This is a genomic window from Frateuria sp. GZRe14 (assembly GCF_051900395.1).
Lineage (GTDB): Bacteria > Pseudomonadota > Gammaproteobacteria > Xanthomonadales > Rhodanobacteraceae > Frateuria_A > Frateuria_A edaphi.
Genome location: NZ_JBHZGJ010000001.1, coordinates 1,868,872 through 1,890,811 on the forward strand (window position 1 = coordinate 1,868,872; position 21,940 = coordinate 1,890,811).

Genomic DNA, 21,940 nt, shown 5'->3' on the forward strand with positions numbered 1-21,940 from the left:
ATGCCCGGCTTCGTCCTCCATGTCGGCGCCAGCGTGCTCTGTTCGCACGCCGGGCAGGCGCAGCCGACGACGCCGAACCCGCGCGTGATGGTCAGCGGCCAGCCGACGGTGACGATCGCCGCGCCGTGGTTGATCGTCGGCTGCGCGCTGCCGCCACCACCGGGTGCGAACGGACCCTGCGTGAGCGCGCAGTTCGTCACCGCGGCCACCCGGGTCACCTCCAACGGGCAGCCGTTGCTGTTGTTCGATAGCCAGGCGATCTGCGTGCCCACCGGCACGCCGTTGCTCGTGGTCGCCAGCCAGATGCGCGCCACCGCGATGTGAGGCGAGGTCATGAACATCGACTATCCGTTCCAGTTCGACAACCGTGGCCGGAGCGCGGAAACAGGCGACGACGAGCATGTGCGCGACATGATCGAGCAACTGCTTTTCACCAGCCCGGGTGAGCGCGTGAACCGCCCGGACTTCGGCAGCGGCCTGCTGCAACTGGTGTTCGCACCGAACAGCCCGGAGCTGGCTGCCGCGTTGCAGTTCACCGTGCAGGCGGCGCTGCAGCGCTGGCTGGGCGATGTCATCGACGTCGGCACGCTGCAGGTGAGCACCGACGACGCCACCTTGCGCGTGGAGCTCAGCTACACCGTTCGCGCCAGCGGCGCGGCGCGCAGCGACAGTTTCGAGCGGAGCCTGCCATGAACACGCTCCCGTCCGCCCGCATCAGTTGCACGCTGCCGCCGTCCTGCAGCGTTCCCGCGCGGCGCGAACGGCTGCGCCTGTCAGGCACGTTGAACGGCATCGACTACATCGAAGCGGGCGAGGATGGCGTCACCCTCTGCGTGCATCTGTTCGGCGACATCCCCGGCGACATCGGGGTGGCCAACGTGCGGGTCAGCGGCGGCGACCGCATCACCGGCCTGCGCGTGCTGAGCGTACAGGAAGAGCACGAGCCGGACATGCACGACGATGCCTGCTTGCGCGTGCGGCTGGACCGCGAAGGCGACCACACGGTGTATTGCCTGTGCCTGGTCGATGCATCCTCCGGCAGCGACCCGTCGGACTGGCGCGCGTACCCTGGCTTCGACCCGCGGTATGCGTGCGCCTCGCTCCGCTTCAGGCTCGATTGCGCGAAAGACCTCGATTGCGCCACGCCGGCACCCTGCGTGCAGCCGCCGACGCCCGTGCCCGAGATCAACTACCTGGCCAAGGACTACGCCAGCTTCCGCCAGTTGTTCCTCGATCGCATGGCGCTGGACATGCCCGCCTGGCAGGAAAGCCACGTTCCGGACATCGGCATGGCGCTGGTCGAGGTGCTTGCCTACACCGCCGACTATCTGAGCTACTACCAGGACGCCGTCGCCACCGAGGCCTACCTCGCCACGGCGCGCCGGCGCATCTCGGTGCGGCGGCATGCGCGACTGGTCGATTACCGCATGCACGAGGGCTGCAACGCGCGCGCGCTGGTGACGTTGGGGCTGGCCGAAGGCGAAGTCGAGCTGCAACTGGATCAGCTGCTCCTGCTGGTGCCACCGCCGGGGCAGGGCAACGTCGCACCCGGCGCGATCGACGCGCGGCAGCTGGAGACGGCTCGCGGGCAAGGCGCGCTGGTGTTCGAACCCATGCCGCGCGACGGTGCCGCCACGCAGCTCGTGGTCGCGGCGCACAGCGCGATCCGCCTGCACACGTGGGGAGACGAACTGTGCTGCCTGCCGCGGGGCAGCATCCGCGCCACACTGGTCGATGCACCGCTCGATGCGAAGGCCGAGTCCGGTTCCGAGGCGTCGTCACCCGATGCATCCGGGCCCGGCGCCGATTCGCGGTCGTCCGATGGACGGCCGTCCGATGCGCGACCGGACTCCGCCGCCCACGCCCCGCCGCCCGACCCGCGCCACGCCGTTGCCGCTGCATCCGGGCAGCCGCAACGCGTACTCAAGCTCGCCGTCGATGACTTGGTGATCTTCGAGGAGGTGCTGGGCCCGGGGACCGGCAACCCGGCCGACGCCGATCCCACGCACCGGCACGCGGTGCGCCTGACCCAGGTGCAGCCCGACGTCGATCCGCTGGATGGCCGCCTGCTGCTGGAGGTCGCCTGGGACGCCTGCGACGCGCTGCCGTTCGACCTGTGCCTGTCGGTACGCAAGCCGGCGCCCGACTGCGCATGGCTGCACGATGTCAGCCTCGCGCGTGGCAACGTGCTGCTGGTCGACCACGGCGAACACGTGGCCGGGCAATGCCGTTGCGATCCTTTGTGCGCACCCTCCGCCAACGACGGCGACTATCCCGGACTGGCCGGCGAACTGGCCGCCATGCCCGATGCCTGCCAACGCTGCCAGGCGCTGGTCGAGGATTGCTGGCTGGTTCCCGGCACTGCGCAGTACGCGTGCTGCCGTTGCGAAGGGGCAGTGCAGGACACCACACGCGTGCCGGCCGACACCGGCCACGTGGTGCCTGGCGCACCGCTGACATGGGCCGAACCCTTGCCCCCGCAGGCGCCTGTCTGCCGCCTGTTCGAGCGCGACCCACGATCGGCGCTGCCGCAGCTGCGCGTCCATGGCGGCACGCTGGCCGGCGTGCTGGTGGGCGGCACGCCTTCGGCGCAGTGCCGCTGGGAAGCTCGGCACGACCTGCTGCAAAGCGGCCCGGACGATCGTCATTTCGTGGTCGAGATCGACGACGACGGCGCCGCGCACCTGCGCTTCGGCGATGGCGTGCTGGGGCGCCAGCCGCAGGCGGGCGAGTTCTTCCGCGCCGCCGTGCGCGTGGGCAACGGGCCGGCTGGCAATGTTGGCCGGGACAGCATCGTGTGGCTCGCGTTCAAGTCGGACGAGGCGCCGGCCGGCCTGCATCCGCGCAACCCGCTGCCGGCCAGCGGCGGCATGGCGGCGGAAAGCCTGGCCGAGGTGAAGCTGTATGCACCTGGCGCGTTCCGCGCCAACCCGTTGCGGGCCATCGTCGCCGACGACTACGCGATGTTCGCCCGACGCGCGCCGGAACTGCAGGGCGCCGCAGCCAGCCTGGACTGGAATGGCAGCTGGTACGAAGCCGATGTGGTGGTCGACCCGCGAGGCCGCGAGACCCTGCCCGATGGACTGGGCGCGCGCATCGCCGGCGAACTCGAGCGCTATCGGCGCATCGGCCACGACCTGGCCGTTCGCGCGGCCTGTTACGTGCCGCTTCGCGTAGATCTGTTCGTCTGCGTGCTGCCGGATTTCCTCGTCGCGCACGTCAAGGCGGAACTTGCCGACCGCTTCGGCGCGGGCTTGCGCCGCGATGGTGCGCCCGGCTTTTTCCATCCCGACCGATTGCAACTGGGAGCACCGGTTTTCGCCAGCGTGCTGATGGCCGAAGCGCAGGCGATCACCGGCGTGGCGCACGTGGAGCTCCGGACGCTGGCGCGCATGCAGGGTGGACGGTCGGGCGAGGTGCCCGCCGATGGCGTGCTTCACCTGGGCGGCCGCGAGATCGCCCAGCTGGACAACGACCCCGACCATCCGGACCGCGGAACCCTCGTCTTCACTCTTGGAGGTGGCCGATGAGTTGCTGCAGTGCCTGCGGTTCGCATGCCTGCGCCTGCGGTTGCGGCGCCGGCACCCGCACGCCGCGTTCCCTCTACAACCGCCCCGGCCTCGCCAGCCTCGCCTATCGCGTGGGCAGCTGGGCCGACTTCCACGCCACCATGCAGATGGACCTGAGCGACGGCGCGCGCCCGGCGTTGGCCAGACTGCGTACCCGCGAGCCGGACGATCCGGCGCTGGCGTTGCTGGACGCCTGGGCGATCGGCGCCGACGTGCTGAGCTTCTACCAGGAGCGCATCGCCAACGAGGGCTACCTGCGCACGGCCACCGAACGGCGCTCGGTGCTGGAGCTTGGCCGCCTGGTGGACTACCGCCTGCGTCCTGGCGTGGCCGCCAGCGTGTACCTCGCCTACACCATCGAGAAGGACTCGCCGTCGGTAACCATCCCGGCTGGCGCCCGCGCGCAGTCGATTCCCGCGCCCGGCGAGCAGATGCAGACCTTCGAGACCGCCGAGCCGCTGGAATCACGCTACGAATGGAACGCCATGCGTCCGCGCCTGACGCGGCCGCAAGAGATCTCGCTCGAAACCGTTGCCGACCTGTCCGAGCTGTGGATCGCCACACTCGCCAGCCAGCTCAAGCCCAACGACCTGCTGCTGTTCCTGTTCGGCGATCTTCCCGCCGGCGTGCCGGCCATCCGGCGGGTGCAGTCGCTGGAAGTGGAACAGGCCAGCGCGCGCAGCCGCGTGCTGCTGCAGCCGCTGGACAAGCTGGCGCATGCGGTCGTCACCGCGGCGCATGTCGCCGTCGCGACCATCGAGAGCGGCGCCTACGAGGGCGACGTGGCCACCCAGGCCACCGCGTTGCGCGACGAGCTGGTCGCCTACCGCAACCAGGCCCTGCTGGGCTTGCCCGAGAGCTGGTACACCGCCCACAAGCGGGAAGGGCCGCTGTCGGTGGCGCATCTCGATCCGGCCCTGCAACCGGTCGGCATGCGGTTCTGGGACGACCTTGCGCACGCCCAGGGCGACGATGCACCGGCACCCTCGCGGGGCGGCGGAAGTTTCAGGTCATTGATCGAAGCGCTGGCGCGGCAGCCCGCGCCACAGCCGGCAAGCAGCCTCCACCTGCACCGCTCGATCGCCGGCGCACTGGGGCCATCCAGCGACGCCCGCCCGCAGCTGCTGGTCAACCTTCGCACGCATCTGGCCGACAGCTTCTATCGCGCCTGGACCAGCGTGCCGCGCGGCATGCCGTCGCCTGCGCTCACTGGCGTCCATGCACTGCGCCTGGCCGCGCCGCTGTTCGGCTACAACGCGCCGCGCATTATGGGGCTGGGCCTCAACACCGACGACGCCACCAGGGACAGCGTGCCTTACATATCCCGTCCGGACGGCGACTGGGCCGCGCATGAGCAATCCGGGCACGTACAACTGGACAATGCCTACGAGGGCGTTCTGGCCGACAGCTACCTGGTGATCCAGTCCGCGGGCGAGGTGCCGCTGGTCGCGAAGGCGCGAAGCGTGCAGATCCATCCGCGCAGCGATTACGGCATCAGCGGCAAGACCACCGACATCGCGCTCTATCCCGCCGCCGGCGACGAGGACAGCTGGCCGGCACCATCGATGACGGCGGTGCGCAGCGTCCAGGTCCATGCGCAGAGCGAGCCGCTGCGGCTGGCGGAGCAGGTGATCGACGAGCCGGTTGGCAAGGTCGGCGCTGACGAAGCCGGCCCACGCAGCAGCGCGGACACGGCCACGCGGCTGACCCTCGATACCGCCGTGGACGGGCTCAAGCCAGGTCGCTGGATCCTCGTCGAAGGCCAGCGTACCGATGTCCCCGGCACCGACGCGGTCCGCGCCGCCGAGGCGGTGATGCTGACTGCGGTGGAGCAGGGCGTGGACACCCGGCTCCCTGGCGATACCGTGCACAGCACGCTGGTGTTCGCCAACCAGGGCTTGGCCTATCGCTATCGCCGCGACGGTGTCCTGGTGTACGCCAACGTGGTGCGTGCCACCCATGGCGAGACCCGCAACGAGGTGCTCGGCAGCGGCAATGGAGCGGCGGCGATGCAGGTATTCGCGCTGAAGCAGCCGCCCTTGACCTACGTCTCCGCGCCTACCGTCGATGGCGTGCAGAGCACGCTGGTGGTGCGCGTCAACGCGCTTCAGTGGCACGAGATCGACAATCTGGCCTTTGCCGACGCACGCGCGCGCAGTTTCGTTACCGCAACCGACGACGAGGGCAAGACCCGAGTGCAGTTCGGCGACGGCATCCACGGTGCGCGACTGCCCACCGGCATCGAGAATGTCGTGGCGAGCTATCGCAACGGCATCGGCCTGCCGGGCAATGTGCAAGCGCGACAGATCAGCCTGCTTGGCACCCGGCCGCTGGGCGTGAAGGAGGTCATCAACCCGTTGCACGCCTCCGGCGGTGCCGACGCGGAGACGCGCGACCAGGCACGCGGCAACGTGCCGCTGGCGGTGCGGGCGCTGGACCGGCTGGTCTCGGTACCGGACTACGCGGATTTCGCGCGCATGTTCGGCGGCGTGGGCAAGGCGGTCGCCACCCGGCTTGGCGCGCACGTGCTGGTGACCATCGCCGGCGCCGCCGACGCGCCCGTCGAAACCACCTCCGACCTCTACCGCAACCTGTTGCAGGCGTTGCAGCGCTACGGCGACCCGTCGTTGCCGGTAAGCCTCGCAGTGCGCGAGCGCTTGGCGCTGACCATGAGCGCGCGGGTCGGGCTGGCGGCGGACTACGCCTGGGTGGACGTGGAGCCGCAACTGCGTGGCGCGTTGCTAGACCGCTTCGGCTTCGAACGGCGCGCGCTCGCCCAGGATGCGTACCTGAGCGAAGTGGTGGGGTGCCTGCAGGCCATTTCCGGCGTCGCCTGGATCGACGTGGATGCCTTCGACAGCCTGAGCGCCGCCGCACTCGAAGCGGCGTTCGAACAGGATGAAGACAAATCGGCGCCCGACGCGCCGCGGCTGATGCAACGCATCCAGGCCTTGCCTGCGCGCTACGGCACCGATGGGCTGGCCTTGCCGGCACAACTTGCCTGCTTCCTGCCCGCCGTGCCGGACACGTTGCTGCTGCAGGAGGCCACGCCATGAGCGCACCGGACCGGCTCTACGACCTGCTGCCCGCGATCTATCGCATGCGCGACGCGGACGCGGGCTATCCGCTGCGCGACCTGCTGCGCGTACTCGGCGCCCAGGCGGACGTGCTGGAACAGGACATCGCCCGGCTCTACGACAACTGGTTCATCGAGACCTGCGATGACTGGGTCGTGCCGTACATCGGCGACCTGCTGGGCTACGCGCTGTTGCCCGAAGCGGCGACGCTGGACCCGCAGGGCACGACGTGCGCCGGGACCCTGGGCCGGGTGCTGGCGCCGCGCGCCGACGTGGCCGGCACGATCGACGCGCGCCGGCGCAAGGGCACGCTGTCGCTGCTGGAGGACTTGCTGCGCAACGCCGCCGGCTGGCCTGCGCGCGCGGTCGAATTCCAGCGATTGCTCGGCCGGATGCAGCACCTGGATCACCCTCACCCCTCGCGCGGCGGCACCGCCGATCTGCGCAGCCCGGGTGCCTTGCAGTTGCTTGGCTGGGAGCAGGGCGCCTTCGACACCTGCGCGCACAGTCCCGATCTGCGCCGCCTGGCCAGTCCGCGCCGACGCGGCCGCCACCACATTCCCAACGTCGGCGTGTTCACCTTCCGCCTGCGCAGCTACCCCGTCACCACCACGCCGGCCTATTGCGTGGAAGAGCGCGGACCGCATTGTTTCAGCTTCAGCGTGCTGGGCAACGACACGCCGTTGTTCCAGCGCCCCGTGGCCGAGCCCGTGCCGACGCATATCGCCGAGGAAGACAACCTTCCGGTACCGCTGCGTCGCTACCGGTTCGCCGAGCGCGGTCCATCGGCGCGGTGGGACCAGGTCTCCGACGCCCTCTACGGCGACGGTCGCAGCGTGCAGATTTTCGCGCCCGACTGGCCGGCGAAAGGGCAGGGCGTGCCGGTGCCGCGCGAGGCGCTGATCCCGGCCGATCTGTCAGGCTGGCGCTACCCGATCCCGCGCGGTCGCGTGGCGGTCGATCCCGAGCGCGGCCGGATGATGTTCCCCGCCGGCCACCGTCCCAAGCGTGGGGTGTGGGTGTCCTATCAATACGGCTTTGCGGCCAACCTGGGCGGCGGCGAGTACGCGCGGGTGACGCCCGAACCGGATGGCGCGACGCGCTACATCGTGCATGTCGCCTTGCCCGCCCGCGACCCGGCCACGGTCGTCTGGCCGCCCGGCCATTTCGCCAGCATCGCCGCCGCACTCGATGCGTGGAAGCAGGCGCGGACCGCCACGCCCGGCCTGCGCGCGCTGGTCATCGAGCTGGCCGAGAGCGGCGTCTACGAGGGCCGCCTCGACCTGCAGCTCGACGCGGGCGAGGCGATCCAACTGCGCGCCGCCGAGCGCACGCGACCGGTGCTGCGTCTGCTCGACGTGCGCGCCAGCCAGCCGGATGCGCTTTCCGTCGGCGGCGGCGCCGGCAGCCGCCTGGTGCTGGACGGCCTGCTGATCGTCGGCCGCGGCATCGAGGTGCATGGGCCCGAGGAAGACGAGGAGCGATCCGGACACGAGGACCTGTGCGAGCTGCTGATCCGCCACTGCACGCTGGTACCGGGCTGGGCGCTGCATTGCGACTGCGACCCCAAGCGCCCGGGCGAGCCAAGCATCACGCTGGATGGCACGCGCGCCTCACTGCGCGTCGAGCACAGCATCCTTGGCGCCATCGCGGTGACGAGTCCCGTGCATCGCGGCGAGCCGCCGGCCGTGCAGTTGTGCGACAGCATCCTCGATGCCACCGGTCCGGAGCGTGTCGCCCTGGGCGCACCGGACGAGGCGGTGGCCTACGTGGAGGCGAGCTTCCTGCGCTGCACGGTGATCGGCGAGGTGCAGGCGCACGGCATCGCACTCGCCGAGGACTCGATCTTCGCCAGTCCGCTGCGCGTGTTGCGCCGACAGGCTGGTTGCGTGCGCTTCTGCTTCGTTCCGCGCGGATCGCGTACGCCGCAGCGCTTCCATTGCCAGCCGGACCTGGCCTGGGCGGCGGCCGGGGTGTCGCAACGCGAGCGCGAGGTGCTGCGCGTGCTCCCCCGGTTCCGCAGCACGCGCTACCCCTCGCCGAACTACCTGCGCCTGGCCGATACGTGCTGCGACGAGATCGGGCGCGGTGCGTCCGACGGCTCGGCGATGGGTGTCTACCACGATCTGTTCGAACCGCAGCGGGAAGCAAATGCGGCGGCACGCCTGCAGGAGTGCGTGCCCGCCGGCAGCGACGCCGGCGTCATCCACGCCAATTAGGAGATCGACCATGAAAGGCGACTTCGCCCGCGTCACCTTCGACCCCGCGCTGCACTACAGCCAGGTTTTCCAGCAGCAGGGAAGGGTGCTGCTGGAGGCGGACTGGAACGAACAGGCAAGCATCCAGCTCGATCTGCTGCGCACGCTGGCGAGGGACCTTGTCGGACCGTGCTGGGCAGCGGGTTCCGGCTTCGTGGTCACCCTGCAGGCGCATGCCGGGGACTGGCAACTGGCCGCCGGCCATTTCTACGTGGACGGTATCCTCTGCGTGAACGAAAGCACCTGCACCCTGGCGACCCAACCCCACGCGCCGATACCCGATGCCGGGCTGATCGACGACCCGCCGGCAAGCGTCGCGCTGTACCTGGATGTATGGGAGCGGCACCTGTCTTCGCTCGAAGCTCCCGGCGTCAACGACATCGCGTTGAACGGTGTCGACACGGCCTCGCGTTCCCAGGTGATCTGGCAGGCGCGCCTGCTCGATACCGATGCCGAACACGTCGGTGCGCCGCTGGACGACACCCGCGCCGCCATCGAGCTGCGCTTGCAGGCTGCCGCGACCGACGCCGAAAAGGCGATCTGCAAGCAGCAGCTCGCCGACCTCGACAAGCTGAGCGATCGACTTGGCGGACAGCGGGCAGGGGATGACCCGTGCGTGCTGCTCGGTCAGGTGCTCGGTGCCCGCGCGTCCTACGCCTGGCCTCGCATGCGTGCGCAACTGGGGCCGGTCGAAGCGGACAGCGACCCGTGCGTGATTGCCGCCGACGCCCGCTATCGCGGTTGCGAGAACCAGCTTTACCGGGTCGAGGTGCACCAGGGCGGGCTCGCCGGCAGCGAGGACGCACCCGGCGGCGCCAGCTTCAAGTGGTCGCGCGAGAACGGTTCGGTGATTTTCCCGGTGCTTGGCGCAGCCTCCAGCCAGAACGCCGACGGCAGCGCACAACTCACGGTCACGCTAGGCCACCTGGGCCGCGACCAGCGCCTGGGGCTTGCGGTCAACGACTGGGTCGAACTGATCGACGACAGCTACACGCTGGCCCAGCGCGCACTGCCGCTGTTGCAGGTGGGCGCGATCGACGCGACCAACCGCATCCTCACCCTCACCGTGCCGAAGAACCTCGCCCCGTATCTCCCGGGCGCCGACGCCCATCCGCTGCTGCGCCGGTGGGACCAGCGCAACGATCTGACAGAGCAGGGCACCGTGGCGCTGGCCGAAGGCGAAGCGATCGACCTGGAGGACGGCATCCAGATCACCTTCGAGCCGGGCGGCCAGTACGCCACGGGCGATTACTGGCTGATTCCCGCCCGCGTCGGTGGCAACGGCACGCTGGACTGGCCGCAGACCGCCGGTACGGCCGCCGCGATGAAATCCCGCGGCATGCACCACCGGGCGGTACTGGGCACGACCGGCGACGACGGCGCGTACCACGAATGCTGCTGCCGCTTCGACTCGCTCTGCGCACTGCTCAAGGGCAACACCAGGCGTCTTGCCCCCAACCGTGCGGGAAGACCGCGCAGAGAACCCTGAATGCCGCGCTGCGGAGCACACCCATGCCCAACCCATCGCAAGACCCGGAAAAGGCGCGCTACCCGATCATCTACGTTCGCGGCTACGCGATGACCGACGGCGAAAAGGACGAAACCGCCGCCGACCCGTTCTGCGGATTCAATGCAGGGTCCACGGTCTACCGTGCCGTTTCCGATCGCACCAAGCCGGCGCAGCGATTCGTGTTCGAATCGCCGGTGGTGCGGCTGATGAAGGACTTCGGCTACAGCAACGTCTATGAGAATGGCCTGGATATCCTCGATGACGGATACGAAGGCCAGATTCCTCCCACCTCGATCATCATCTACCGCTATTACGACGACACCGCGCCGCTGCTGGGCGGCAAGCAGGCGCCCTCGCTGGAGCGCTTCGCCAAGGGCCTGTCCGACCTCATCCTGCGCCTGCGCGACCACGTCTGTGCCAACGCGCTCAACTGCATGCCCCCGGAAAACTTCCGCTGCTATCTGGTGGCGCACTCGATGGGCGGCCTGGTCTGCCGCGCCTTCCTGCAGAACCCCGACCTCGGCGACGGCAAGGCACGCGCGACGGTGGACAAGTTCTTCACCTACGCCACGCCGCACAACGGCATCGACATGGCCGGCATGAACGTGCCCAGCTGGCTCAGCGCCTGGGACATGAACACCTTCAACCGCGACAAGCTGATGGGCCTGTTCGGCTACGACGAGGCATTGCGGAAGAGGGGACGCTCGGACTATCTGCGGAACGGACAGGACTTCGATGCAAGGCGGTGCTTCTGCATGGTCGGCAGCAACCGCAGCGACTACCACACCGCCATGGGCCTGTCGCGCACGTTCGCCGGACACGGCAGCGACGGCCTGGTGCGCATCGAGAACGCCTGCCTGTGCGACATCGACCGGACCGGCATGGAAACGCCGGTGGCGACCGCCTACACCTACCGCTCCCACTCGGGATTCTTCGGCATCGTCAACAGCGAAGAGGCCTACCAGAACCTCACGCGCTTCCTCTTCGGCGACGTGCGGGTCGACATCTTCGCCCGGGTAGACCGGGTGACGCTTCCGCCGGCCATCCAGGGCAAGGACGTCGACGCCCTTTACCAGTTCGAAGTGCTGGCCTCCCCACGGGGCAAACCCTGGTTCCTGACCCGGCGCGTGGCCGAAGAAGACTCCGTCGCCTGCCGCAGCCATGCGGAACTCACCGGTGCGCCGGGCGACGCACGCCGGACCGTGTACCTCTCCAGCGTCTTCCTCGCCAACCGCTCGCGCGTGGACAAGAGCCGCGCATCGCTTTCCTACAGCATCACCTTCGGCGCGCGCGTCCCGGACTACAAAGTCGACCGCATCCTCTGGCTCGACCAGCACTACGAAGGCAGCTACCTCTACCGCGACACATTGATCGTCGAACTGCTGCCGCCCGCGACACCCGACGACAGCTGGAAAGTGCGTTACCGCTGGCAAAGCCAGGCAGCCGCACCCATCGAAGACGACTACAAGCCGATGCCGCTGGTCGACGGCAAGGCCGTACTGGAAGTCGGCTTCGCCAGCGCAAGCAATCCCGGCATCGCGGGCACGCTGGTGTTCAACGTAAGCGCCTGGAACGATTGGGGCGCCGCGCCAGCGCCAGGAGGGGTGGTGGCGATGGGGCACGATGGATAACCCGCCAAAGCCACGTTGGCGCATCTTTAATTGCGCATAATGTCTATTATGTAAAATCATGTGTTTGTCCACACCGCGCGGCCGGGACGCGTCTAGGCCCCACGGACCTGTACCGCTTTTGGGCTTCCGCACTTCTTCGCCGGGTCGATCACAGACATCCCGAAGTCGGTCCCGCTACTGCACCAGATCCGGCCAGCGCATGGCTCCCTGAAGTTGGCTTCAAGGCTTTCCGCACACCCATCACCGACCTCAAACGCTACCGCGCGATTTGGTTCCGGAGGCACGGAAACCTCAGTCCTCTGCCATCGCATGCATGCGCATGCGGTCCCTCAGCTTCTCGATCGCCTGGCGGTGTATCTGGGAGATGCGCCCCTTCGTGAGCTGCATATGGGATGCGATGTCGACGAAGGCGGTGTGTTGGAGGTAGTGCATAGTCAGGATCAGTTTTTCCCGCTCGGGCAGCTGTTCGATGGCCTCGTGCAGAAGTTCGGACAACTGGTCCCGTGCGGCTGCCGCATACGGGTCACCGCGGCGGTCACGATCGTCAGGAAGCGAGGCGACCTCGAGCAGATGGCCAATGCCGAGGCCGACGGTCCAGCTCACGAAGGCCTGCAAGGGATCGGACTCACCATCCCCTTTCAGTGAGGCCGATCTCTCCTCGGGAACCCGGCCAGGCTGGCCAAACGAATCCGATGCGAGGTGGCGCAATCCGTTGAAGACGGCACCGCGGACGCGATGACGGGCATACGTCCGGAAATCGACGCTACGCCATGGCTCGTAGCGGTCGATGGATTCGATCAAGCCGATGGTGGCGTTCTGTACGTAATCGGCCCATTCCGCGTCGCGGATGCGGACCTTCAGGTACACGTCTCTCGCGACCAGTCGCGCCCATGAAGCGTGCAACTGGATCAAAGCGTCGCGCGCGCACCGCTCCCGCTGCCCGGTCCAGCGATGCCAGAGTTCCTTTTCCGGAATGTCCACTGGAAGTGGCATACGTCACGCGGGGTGAAAGCTCGCCAGCAGGGCCTGGGCGACCAGTGACCAGCCGTTGATGAGCAGGAACAACAGGATCTTGAGGGGCAGGCTTACCGTGGAGGGCGGAACCATGATCATGCCCAACGCCATCAGGATGGCCGCGACCACCAGATCGATCAGGAGAAACGGCAGGAAGATCACGAAGCCGATCTGGAAGGCCGTGCGCAGTTCGCTGAGCATGAAGGCCGGGACGAGCTCCAGCGCCGACACCTCGTCGATGCTGCGGGGCGCGGGATGGCCAGCCATCTTGGCGACGGCCAGCAGATCATCCTTCCGCGTCTGCCTGATCATGAACAGCTTGAGCGGCTGAAAGCCCTTTTCTAGTGCCACGGGAACGGTGATTTCCTTGCGCAGGTAGGGATCCAGCGCGCCGGTCTTGGCGGCTTGCAGTACCGGCGACATGGTGAACAACGTAAGGAACAGCGCCAGGGTCACCAGCACGCTGTTGGGCGGTGTCTGCTGCAGTCCCAGCGCACTGCGGATGAGCGAAAGCACCACAACGATCCGCGTGAACGAGGTGATGCTGATCAGCAGCAGCGGGACGAAGGACAGAAGCGTTAGCAGCAGAAATGATCGCAACACGGGCGACAGATCGTCAGATGAAGCCCTGGACAACATGTCCTGTAACGGGTCGGCCAGCGCGGCCGCTGGCAACGCGATGGAGAGCACGACCAGCGCGATCAGCAGCCACGCCTTGCGCGGATACCTATTCATGCCCTTCCCCTGGGATTGCGCTTCCTTCCTGCAACGAATGCAGGCTCACGTGCCTGGACGACTCCACGACCACGAACCTTGAGCCGTCGACGTCGATCACATAGGCGTGCGAGGCATGCCCAAGCCGGGCCTGGTCAAGAACGCGGAGTGCGCTCCGGCTGGGCTTGCCAACGCCGACCGACATCGACCAACGTTGCAGCCAGCCTCTCTTGTGCGTCCACAGCAACACACCTATCGCGGCCGCCAGCATTGCGATGGTGATGCCGAAAACCGACAGCGTCTGGCCCGCTGTGACGGGCGACTCGGTGCGATAGGGAATGGGCTGCGCTGCCATCACACCTGCGGCATCGGGCAAACGGGTGAATGCGTTCATCCGGCGACTTCTGTGATCCTGAGTCCGAAATGATCGCCGACCGCGACCAGATGTCCCCGCCCGATCGACTTGCCATTCAGCTGCAGCAGCACGGGCGCGTCGAGTTCGGTCTCCAGATCCAGCGTATCGCCCTGTTCCAGCGAGAACAGCTCCTTGACTGTGAGGGTGGCCTGACCCAGAACGACTTCCAGTTTCACCGACACGTGATCGAGCAAGGCAAGGTCGCGACGCGCCATGGGCGCGCCCTCCCCCTGCGCCTTGGCGGACAGTTCGGGCAACTCGATGTTTTCGACGAGAGTCGCGGCGGTCATACGTTTTCCTGCGATGTTGGATGTTGAGTCAAGGCGACCGCCAGGCGGCCGCCGATACGTCCCATGCGGGCATGGCCAAGGGGTACCCGACCGGGTGCGAGCACGCGGACCGGTGTGTCGAGCGGGCATTCACCGACGAGCACCTCACCCACGCGCAGATCGGCAAGCTCGCGCATGCTGATCGTTCCGAACTCGAACCCGGCCGTCAGGCGAACCGGGGAGACGTCAACCGCATCCGCGCGGGCGTGCAGCACCGGACCTGCCGCGGCGGGTCCGGCCGGGCAGACCACGTCGACGGCGTCGCGCGCCAGCGCCAGCGTCACCGCTACGCTTCCGGCATTGAAGGTCAAACCGACTGCGCCCAATTCCTCGCGGCTGAGGCTTTGCGGCCAAGCGCTCTGGCCGTGCTCCCACACCTCACCCTCCCCCGCCAGTTCGCCAATGCGGCGGGTGAGGTCTTCCAGGGCGGCACGGGCAACCTCTTGCGACAGCGCGGCGGTACTCTCCAGTACGCCGGCGAGCCAATTGCCGAGTCGGACGAGCTCGTCCCTGGCGATAGCCACCATCACGCAGGCGGCGCCTGCTCCGGCCTGCAAAACGAAAGCCTCGTCCGGGGAATACGGCACGATCGGTGCCTCCTCGACGTGGGCAGGTCCGTCGTCGTGAGCGACACACCAATCAGCCCGCCACGCCTGCAGGCAGGCGCCGACCTTTGTCCGCAACGCGGCGCGACGCGAGTCGCCTATCCAGCCAAAGCGAAGCGCCATGTCAGCCACCGCGGGTCGAGTCATACAGCTGCTGCAACATGTCGTTGGTGACCGTCATGACGCGGGAGTTGGCCTGGTACCCGCGCTGGATGACGATCATGTCGGCCAGTTCCTGGGTCAGGTCCACATTGGACATCTCCAGGCTACCGCCGGTGATCTTGCCGAACAGGCCCTCGCCTGCCCCGCCTATTTCCCGCTCCTGGTCCGGACCGACTTCGTAAAGGCGCCCATTGAGTAGTTCGAGCGAGCTTTCGTCCGCGAACGCAGCCAGGGCGACGCGCGCCCCCTGGCGCGTTTCCTGGTTGGTGTACTTCAACTGCAATACGCCGTTCTCGTCGAACGAGTATGTGGCCACTCCGACGACCGAATGGCCGTCCTTTGGGGACGCGACCAAGTTCGAACCGACCCCGGGGTAACTGGTGGCGCCGCTGAGCGTGCCGGCCGCGCCGAAATCCAGCGTGACCGTCTGCGTTCCGCCGGCGACCGGAAGGGACGCCGTGATGGTGTTGAAGCCCGCCAGGATAGTGCCGTTCGAATCGAAGCGGATCTCGCCGTTGGCCACGGCCTGCCCACCTGCATCGAGCAGGGTGATCTTCCAGCTGCCTGTAGTGACGGAGCCGTTGTTCGTCAGCTCGGCGCTGTAGGTGTGCGTGTTGCCGTCGGTGTCGTAGACGGTGAGGCTGTCGATCGTGAAGTCGGTGTCCTGCGGCGAGAGGTTGCCGGTGAAGCTGACGGTAGTCGTGGCTTCGGCCGGCAGCGTGCGCAGCTTGGTGATACTGATGTCCGCAAGGTTGCCGTTCTCGTCGATGCCCTGGACGTGATACTGGTTGACCGTGTCGACCAGGTAGCCTTGCGCGTCGAACTGGAATTGTCCGGCCCGCGTGTAGAAGTACTTGCCCGTGGCGGGATCGCGCAGGATGAACAGGCCCTCGCCGTTGATCGCCATGTCAGTCGCGTTGCCGGTCTGCTCGATCTGCCCCTCGGCGGTGCGGATACCGGTGCCCTCGATGCGCGTCCCGGCGTCGCCCATGACGTTCTCGAAGAACGAATCCTTGCCGCGGAACCCGGGCGTATTCATGTTGGAGATGTTGTTGCTGATCGTGTCCAGGCTCTTGGAGAAAGCGAAGAGGCCGGAGAGGCTGTTGTAGAGCGATTGCAATGACATGGCCTGGTTCCTCAGGGCGTGATCTGCTGGACCTGCGACATGCGTATGCCGGTCACCGTGTTGGAAGAGGACACCGCCACCGACAGCGACGCACCGCTCCCGTCAAACTGGATGGCGGTCACCCTGCCCGTCGCCACGGTGATGCCATCCGGGCTGGCGAACTGGATCGTGTGGTTCAACAGTCCCAGCGATTGCCCGCTGGCCGACAGCGCGAGCAGATTGTTCACACCCTGCACCGTCTGCTGTTGTTGCTGGATGCCCACAAACTGCGCCAGTTGGGTGAGGAACTGGCCGTTGTCCATCGGCTGCATCGGGTCTTGGTATTGCAGCTCGCTGACGAAGAGCTTGATGAAATCCTGTTCGTTGATCTTCGAGTTGGCGGGAAGGGCCGAGTCCTGCGTCTGCAGCACGCTTCCGATTGCGTCGACGGCCATCAGATTTCTCCTTGGATTGATTCCGACTGCCAGACGATGGTGCCGTTGACCACCACCCGTTCCAGCGCTACCCCGTCCTGCCGGGCCAGTCGCAGAAGGTGGGCGACCAGCGGTTCAACCAAGTGCGGCGCCAGCTTGTAGTCACGTACCCATATCGCCGCCTTGCCGCCCGGCCGCTGGCTCATGCGGAGCAGGCGCTCGGGCCATGGCTGATCCGCCGCTACCAGCGGGCCCAGCGTGCGTGCCAGGCGCTCGATCGAGTGCAAGGGGGCGTCGGCTGTACTTGCCAGGCTTTCCAGCGCCACGGGCCAGGGGGCCATCACCGTGCGGCGTGGCTCACCGCTGGGCGCCGATGGCACCGGCGTGAGGGCTTCGGACGTGGTGGCGGCTGCGAAGGCTTCGTTCGGTGTGGCGCCCGCCACTCCGGTTGCCGTCGACGCGCGAGGTTGGTCGGTGTCGCTGAGGAAGGACAGGTAGCCGTTCGCGAACCAGTGCTGCTCGAATAGCCTGGCGCGGGTCGCCGCGTCGACAATCGTGACCGGCGCATGCCGGAAAGTGTGCAACGGCGTGTCCACCTTCGCGGTTGCGCCGTCGCCGACGTCATCGGTAAGCGCTTCTTCGGTGGCGTCGCTTGGCCGGGTGACCGTGTTCTCCGACCCGGCACTGGCTTGCGGCTTGTCAGGGAGCGGCGTTCCGGCATTCTGGCGGCTGCCTCGCTCGCCGACGGCTGGCTTGTCGCTCCGCAAATGGTCGAGAAAGTCTGCGCCATGGCCTCGGTCGGCGTCAGGCTTTTCCGCTGCCCGAACCTGCGGCAGATGCGGCGTGTGCAGGTCGATGCGCGTCATGCAGCCTCCGTGTTGCGGCGGGCCAGCCAGGCGTCGGTGGCGAACTCGAGCTGACGGGCGTCGTGCGCCCGCCTGAGCCCCTCGGTCGCCACGGCGGCCTTCTCCTCGATGCGTTCGCGGTGGCGCGCCTGCTTTCCCGCAGCACCGATCTGTTCCAGCACCTGGTGTTCGCGCTGGCGCAATTGCTCGTTCTCGTCCGCCAGGGCGGCCTGTACGTGTGAGGACAACGCCTGCCAAAGCGGCAGGCGCGCGAGATCCACGAGCGGACCGTGGACCGCGCCATGCAGCGCCTTGTCGGAGCGCTCCGCGCGCGCCCGTACCTCGTCGGCGCGCGCCAGCTGTGCGTTTTTCTCACCGATGGCTTCGGCCAGCGATTGTTTAGCCTGAATCTCGCGGACCCGCGCCACGCGTGCCATCAGCGCAAGCGTACGGGCGTCACGGGCCTTCATGCGGTGGCCTCCGCTGTTCCTACGATGGCCGCAAGTGCCGCTAGCGATTGCTCTCGCGAGTCGTGCTCGTCCGGGCTCTGTCGCAACAGGCGCTCGAGCTCCGGCAACACGCGCACGGCGTCGTCCAGCAGCGCATCATGTCCGGCCTGGTAGGCACCCATGCCGATCAAATCGCGCGAACGCTCGTAGGTTGCCAGGAGCGCACGGGTACGTGTCGCCAGGTTTCGCTCCGCGGGTGTCGCCAGGCGTCCCATCAAGCGGCTGACGCTGCGCAGCACGTCCACTGCGGGCAGGTGGCCGCGGTCGGCCAGTTCGCGGGTCAGCACGATGTGGCCATCCAGGATCGCGCGCATGTGGTCGGCGATGGGCTCGTTCATGTCGTCGCCCTCCACTAGCACGGTGTACACCGCGGTGATGGAACCGCCACTGCGCAGCCGGCCGCAGCGCTCCAGGATTTTCGGCAGCCAGTTGAACACCGAAGGCGGATAGCCGCGCGAGGCCGGAGGCTCGCCGGCGGCGATGCCGATCTCGCGTTGCGCCATGGCGAAACGCGTCATCGAATCGACCACCAGCAGCACGTCCAGCCCCTGGTCGCGGAAGTATTCGGCCGTTGCGTGGGCGGCGTGGACCGCGTGTATGCGCAACAGCGGCGGCTGGTCGGCGGTGGCGGCCATCACCACGGCGCGCGAGAGGCCCTCGGCGCCGAGCGATTCGGCGATGAAGTCGCCTACCTCTCGGCCGCGCTCCCCGACCATGGCGACCACGATCACGTCGGCCTTGGACTGCCGCGTCAGCATGCCGAGCAAGGTGCTCTTGCCCACGCCACTGCCTGCAAAGATGCCCATGCGCTGGCCACGGCCGAGCGTGGCCAGCGCGTCGATCGAGCGGACGCCGGTTTCGAGCACGTCGCCGACCTCGGCGCGCTCCAAAGGCGTGATCGGCGCGCGATGCAGCGGCACTCGCGAGGCATACGCCACCGGACCCTTGCCGTCGATGGGCTGTCCGAGCGCGTCGACCACCCGCCCAAGCATCCCCTTGCAGACCGGCACCTCGCGTCGTCCGCCGGCGGCGCGTACGAGGGCGCCCGGGGACACGCCATGCGCATCGCCGAACGGCATCAGCAGCACGCGCTCATCGCGGAAGCCGATCACTTGCGCATCGAGCGGCTCGCTCCCTGCCAGCTCGACCGAACAGAGGTCGCCCAGCGAACAGGCCGGTCCGCGCGACTCAAGCACCAGTCCGTTGCAGGCCATGACGCGCCCGCAATGCACGCGCAAGGCTGCGCTCCCAACGGCGTCGACCAGGCGTTGCGCCCGTGCGTTCACGCGTCTTCCTCCAGCAAGGCGGCGGCCATGGTCTGGCGCAGTTGCGCCAGTTGGGTGGCAAGGCCTGCCTCGATGTCGCCCGCCGGCGAACGGAGCACGCAGTCGCCGGGCTCGAGCGCCGCGTCGGCGACCAGCTCGATGCCCGGCGGCAGCTCGGCGAACGCCTCGCGGTCGGCCGGGCTGACGCGTACCTGGGCGAATTCGATCTGCAGCGCACGCAGCGTCTCACGGCACGCCGCCTCCACCGCACGGCGCTCGGCATGCAGGCGTCCGACGATCCGGCGCACCGCGATCTCGGCCAAGTCCGCGGCGAGCCTTTCCACCGATTCGCCCTGGTCCCGGGTGGTCCGCACGAACTGCTCTACGGCATCGCGCAACCCTTCCTGCCAGCGCTGTTTGGCCGCTTCGGTCTCGGCAAGCGCATCTTCGAGCCGCTTCAGCGATTCGCTGGCCTGGCGCTGGGCTTCCTTGCGGCCATCTTCCTCGCCGGCCGTAAAGCCCTCGAGGTAGGCTTGCCTGTAAACCTCATCAGATCCGGGAGATGGCGCCTCGACGAGAGCCACCGGGACAGCCGGCCGGAGCTCGAGCGGCCGCGGGGCTTGCGCCAGCTCGATCGCCCCGGACGCGATCTTGCGCACCCCGCTCATCAGCGAGTCTCCTCGGCCGCCGCGCGCTCGCCACGCTGGCGGACCAGCCGCGCCAGGGTCGCCGCCAGCTTCGGCGGCAGCGAATCGGGGCCTTCGCGCAGTGCGCGCTCGACCGCGGCCTGGTCGGCGGGCGAACGTCCGGACAAGTACATCTCGCGATGATCCGGCGCGCAGGCCGTCAGCGTGCGCGCGACCCATGTCGGTGAAAGTCCATCCAGCCCCGCCAGCAGGACGTCGGGCGGAGGCGGTTCCGGCCGTGCGTCGCGCGTCTCGCGCAGCGCGTCGCGCAACACGGTCGCGTCGACCGAACCGAGTGCGCGCACCTGATCGGACAGGCGCTTGAGCCGGATCCACCAGCCACCCGGCAAACGCCGCCGCATCCACGCGCGGTCGCGCGGATGCAGGCTGGCGATCAGGACGGCGGCCTGCCGCATGCCGTCGCTGTTCACGATGCCTTCTCCGCCTCGATCCATTGGCGGATGCGCGCCAGGGTCTCTTGCCGCTCGGCCGCCGTCAGCCGCGACGGCTGTGGCCGGCGCAACGCCATCAACAGCAGGAGGATGGTGATGCCCGTGGCGCCGCCACCGATCCAGTAGGCCAGGCTGCCGGCTGTGGTTCGCACAGCCTCGACTTGCCGGGCGGCCTGGGTGCTCGGCGCCTCCGCGGTCTCCGACACCGGACGGGGCGCGGCCGTCACCGCTGGCGCGAGGGACGTGGCGGTCGTGAGTTCGACGTGGTCGCCGCGGGAGGTATCCAGGCCGATACCCGCGGCCACCACGTCGGACAACTCCTGGAAGCGCGCTTCCGGGACGTTCGCCGGCAGCACGATGCCGACGCTGATCCGCTCGACGCGACCCGGCGCCTGCACGATCTCCTCCTGCTCCGTTCCGTGCGCGTACTCGGCTTCCCGGCTGGAAGCGAGGTTGCCAGCCGCGTTCGCCTGGGCGTTGCCCCGGTTCGAATCGGTCTTTTCGCGAACCAGTACGCCGTGCCCGTCCTTGCCTTGGCCGAGCACGCGGTTGCCCACCCGCTTGACCCGATCGTAGTTGAGCTGCACGGCCACCGATACAGTGAAATCCTTGCGGTGCAGCGCACGGGCGAGCAGCGCCGAGGCCTGCGCCTGGAGCGAGCTCTCCAGCCGCGAGGCCTGGTCCTCGCGATCGCCCAGCGAACCGGCGGCCAGTGCATCGGCACCACCCGACAGCGCCGCGCCCTGCTCGTCCAGCAGGGTCACGTTCGACGGATCGAGCCCTTCCACGGCGGAGGCGACCAGACGCTGGATGCCGGCGACCTGGCGTGTGCCGAGTCTCTGTCCTTCGCGCAGGGCGAGGCTGACGGAGGCCTTCGAGCCTTCCTGGTCCTGTTCGAACAACCCGGCGTGGTGGATCGTCAGGTGCACGCGTGCCGAGCGCACTTCGCGCATGCTCTCGATGGTGCGTTCGAGTTCGCCCTGGAGCGCGCGCTGATAGTTGATGCGCTGGGCGAACTCTGTGACGCCGTAATCGGAATCCTTGAACGCCTCGAAGCCGACGCTGCCGCCGCGCGGAATACCTTCGGAGGCCAGCTTCATGCGGGTCGAGTACACGCTTTCGCGCGGAACCAACACCGTCTTGTCGCCGTCCTCGAACCGGTAGGGGATGCCCCATTCGGACAACGCGGTGGCGATCTCCGAAGCGTCCGCCGGCCGCAGGTCGCTGGCGAGCGGGGCGTAACCCGGGTCCAGCGCCCACCAGGCGCCGAACCCGACGATGGCGAGAATGCCGAGCAGGCCGAGCGCGAACAGCCAGCGCGCGCGAACCGTCATTTGGGAAAAAAAGGAAGACACGTCGG

20 protein-coding genes are annotated in these 21,940 nt (G+C 68.1%); 7 read left to right on the forward strand and 13 right to left on the reverse strand.

Annotation, left to right across the window (positions count from 1 at the left end; genetic code table 11):
• From ACFWZ1_RS08660 to ACFWZ1_RS08690, 7 genes are read left to right on the forward strand one after another with little or no spacing between them, the layout of a single operon-like run.
• Positions 1 to 324 (forward strand): hypothetical protein, encoded by a 324-nt coding sequence (locus ACFWZ1_RS08660; protein WP_231325596.1) that lies wholly within the window; start codon positions 1 to 3, stop codon positions 322 to 324.
• Positions 325 to 333: 9 nt separating this feature from the next.
• Entirely contained in the window at positions 334 to 693 is a 360-nt protein-coding gene (locus ACFWZ1_RS08665; RefSeq protein ID WP_231325598.1) for a GPW/gp25 family protein, read from the forward strand.
• Complete coding sequence (locus tag ACFWZ1_RS08670) at positions 690 to 3,530, forward strand: putative baseplate assembly protein (protein WP_439666097.1); 2,841 nt, start codon at positions 690 to 692, stop codon at positions 3,528 to 3,530. The genes ACFWZ1_RS08665 and ACFWZ1_RS08670 overlap by 4 nt, the downstream gene beginning before the upstream one ends.
• On the forward strand, positions 3,527 to 6,625 hold the full coding sequence (locus ACFWZ1_RS08675) for a putative baseplate assembly protein (protein WP_439666098.1): 3,099 nt from the start codon (positions 3,527 to 3,529) through the stop codon (positions 6,623 to 6,625). Before ACFWZ1_RS08670 ends, ACFWZ1_RS08675 begins: the two co-directional genes overlap by 4 nt.
• Positions 6,622 to 8,865 carry a hypothetical protein gene (locus ACFWZ1_RS08680; protein WP_439666099.1) on the forward strand — a complete coding sequence of 748 codons (2,244 nt, stop codon included), beginning with the start codon at positions 6,622 to 6,624 and terminating at the stop codon, positions 8,863 to 8,865. The genes ACFWZ1_RS08675 and ACFWZ1_RS08680 overlap by 4 nt, the downstream gene beginning before the upstream one ends.
• Before the next feature lie 10 nt (positions 8,866 to 8,875).
• Positions 8,876 to 10,393 carry a DUF6519 domain-containing protein gene (locus ACFWZ1_RS08685; protein ID WP_439666100.1) on the forward strand — a complete coding sequence of 506 codons (1,518 nt, stop codon included), beginning with the start codon at positions 8,876 to 8,878 and terminating at the stop codon, positions 10,391 to 10,393.
• A 23-nt stretch (positions 10,394 to 10,416) separates the two neighbouring features.
• On the forward strand, positions 10,417 to 12,045 hold the full coding sequence (locus ACFWZ1_RS08690; protein WP_439666101.1) for an esterase/lipase family protein: 1,629 nt from the start codon (positions 10,417 to 10,419) through the stop codon (positions 12,043 to 12,045).
• 291 nt (positions 12,046 to 12,336) lie between these two features.
• On the opposite strand, the gene ACFWZ1_RS08695 is transcribed toward ACFWZ1_RS08690, so the two are convergent.
• From ACFWZ1_RS08695 to fliF, 13 genes are read right to left on the reverse strand one after another with little or no spacing between them, the layout of a single operon-like run.
• On the reverse strand, positions 12,337 to 13,026 hold the full coding sequence (locus tag ACFWZ1_RS08695; protein WP_439666102.1) for a sigma-70 family RNA polymerase sigma factor: 690 nt from the start codon (positions 13,024 to 13,026) through the stop codon (positions 12,337 to 12,339).
• A 15-nt stretch (positions 13,027 to 13,041) separates the two neighbouring features.
• Positions 13,042 to 13,749, reverse strand: a complete 708-nt coding sequence (gene fliP, locus ACFWZ1_RS08700) for a flagellar type III secretion system pore protein FliP (RefSeq protein WP_439666103.1) — start codon at positions 13,747 to 13,749, stop codon at positions 13,042 to 13,044.
• A gap of 37 nt (positions 13,750 to 13,786) precedes the next feature.
• Complete coding sequence (locus tag ACFWZ1_RS08705; RefSeq protein ID WP_439666104.1) at positions 13,787 to 14,167, reverse strand: hypothetical protein; 381 nt, start codon at positions 14,165 to 14,167, stop codon at positions 13,787 to 13,789.
• Entirely contained in the window at positions 14,164 to 14,478 is a 315-nt protein-coding gene (locus tag ACFWZ1_RS08710) for a FliM/FliN family flagellar motor switch protein (RefSeq protein WP_439666105.1), read from the reverse strand. The genes ACFWZ1_RS08705 and ACFWZ1_RS08710 overlap by 4 nt, the downstream gene beginning before the upstream one ends.
• A complete protein-coding gene (locus ACFWZ1_RS08715; RefSeq protein ID WP_439666106.1) occupies positions 14,475 to 15,245 on the reverse strand; it encodes a FliM/FliN family flagellar motor switch protein in 771 nt (256 codons plus the stop codon). The genes ACFWZ1_RS08710 and ACFWZ1_RS08715 overlap by 4 nt, the downstream gene beginning before the upstream one ends.
• 1 nt (position 15,246) lies before the next feature.
• Positions 15,247 to 16,410 carry a flagellar basal-body rod protein FlgF gene (gene flgF / locus ACFWZ1_RS08720; protein ID WP_439666107.1) on the reverse strand — a complete coding sequence of 388 codons (1,164 nt, stop codon included), beginning with the start codon at positions 16,408 to 16,410 and terminating at the stop codon, positions 15,247 to 15,249.
• Between the two features lie 11 nt (positions 16,411 to 16,421).
• Positions 16,422 to 16,844, reverse strand: coding sequence for a flagellar hook capping FlgD N-terminal domain-containing protein (locus ACFWZ1_RS08725; RefSeq protein ID WP_439666108.1), 423 nt, complete (start codon positions 16,842 to 16,844; stop codon positions 16,422 to 16,424).
• On the reverse strand, positions 16,844 to 17,689 hold the full coding sequence (locus tag ACFWZ1_RS08730) for a hypothetical protein (protein ID WP_439666109.1): 846 nt from the start codon (positions 17,687 to 17,689) through the stop codon (positions 16,844 to 16,846). The genes ACFWZ1_RS08725 and ACFWZ1_RS08730 overlap by 1 nt, the downstream gene beginning before the upstream one ends.
• On the reverse strand, positions 17,686 to 18,138 hold the full coding sequence (locus ACFWZ1_RS08735) for a hypothetical protein (RefSeq protein WP_439666110.1): 453 nt from the start codon (positions 18,136 to 18,138) through the stop codon (positions 17,686 to 17,688). The genes ACFWZ1_RS08730 and ACFWZ1_RS08735 overlap by 4 nt, the downstream gene beginning before the upstream one ends.
• Entirely contained in the window at positions 18,135 to 19,463 is a 1,329-nt protein-coding gene (locus tag ACFWZ1_RS08740) for a FliI/YscN family ATPase (RefSeq protein ID WP_439666111.1), read from the reverse strand. The genes ACFWZ1_RS08735 and ACFWZ1_RS08740 overlap by 4 nt, the downstream gene beginning before the upstream one ends.
• Positions 19,460 to 20,110 carry a FliH/SctL family protein gene (locus ACFWZ1_RS08745; RefSeq protein WP_439666112.1) on the reverse strand — a complete coding sequence of 217 codons (651 nt, stop codon included), beginning with the start codon at positions 20,108 to 20,110 and terminating at the stop codon, positions 19,460 to 19,462. The genes ACFWZ1_RS08740 and ACFWZ1_RS08745 overlap by 4 nt, the downstream gene beginning before the upstream one ends.
• Positions 20,110 to 20,559: a hypothetical protein gene (locus ACFWZ1_RS08750; RefSeq protein ID WP_439666113.1), complete on the reverse strand. Its 450-nt coding sequence runs from the start codon at positions 20,557 to 20,559 to the stop codon at positions 20,110 to 20,112. Before ACFWZ1_RS08750 ends, ACFWZ1_RS08745 begins: the two co-directional genes overlap by 1 nt.
• Entirely contained in the window at positions 20,556 to 21,935 is a 1,380-nt protein-coding gene (gene fliF / locus ACFWZ1_RS08755) for a flagellar basal-body MS-ring/collar protein FliF (protein ID WP_439666114.1), read from the reverse strand. The genes ACFWZ1_RS08750 and fliF overlap by 4 nt, the downstream gene beginning before the upstream one ends.
• Positions 21,936 to 21,940: the final 5 nt, after the last annotated feature.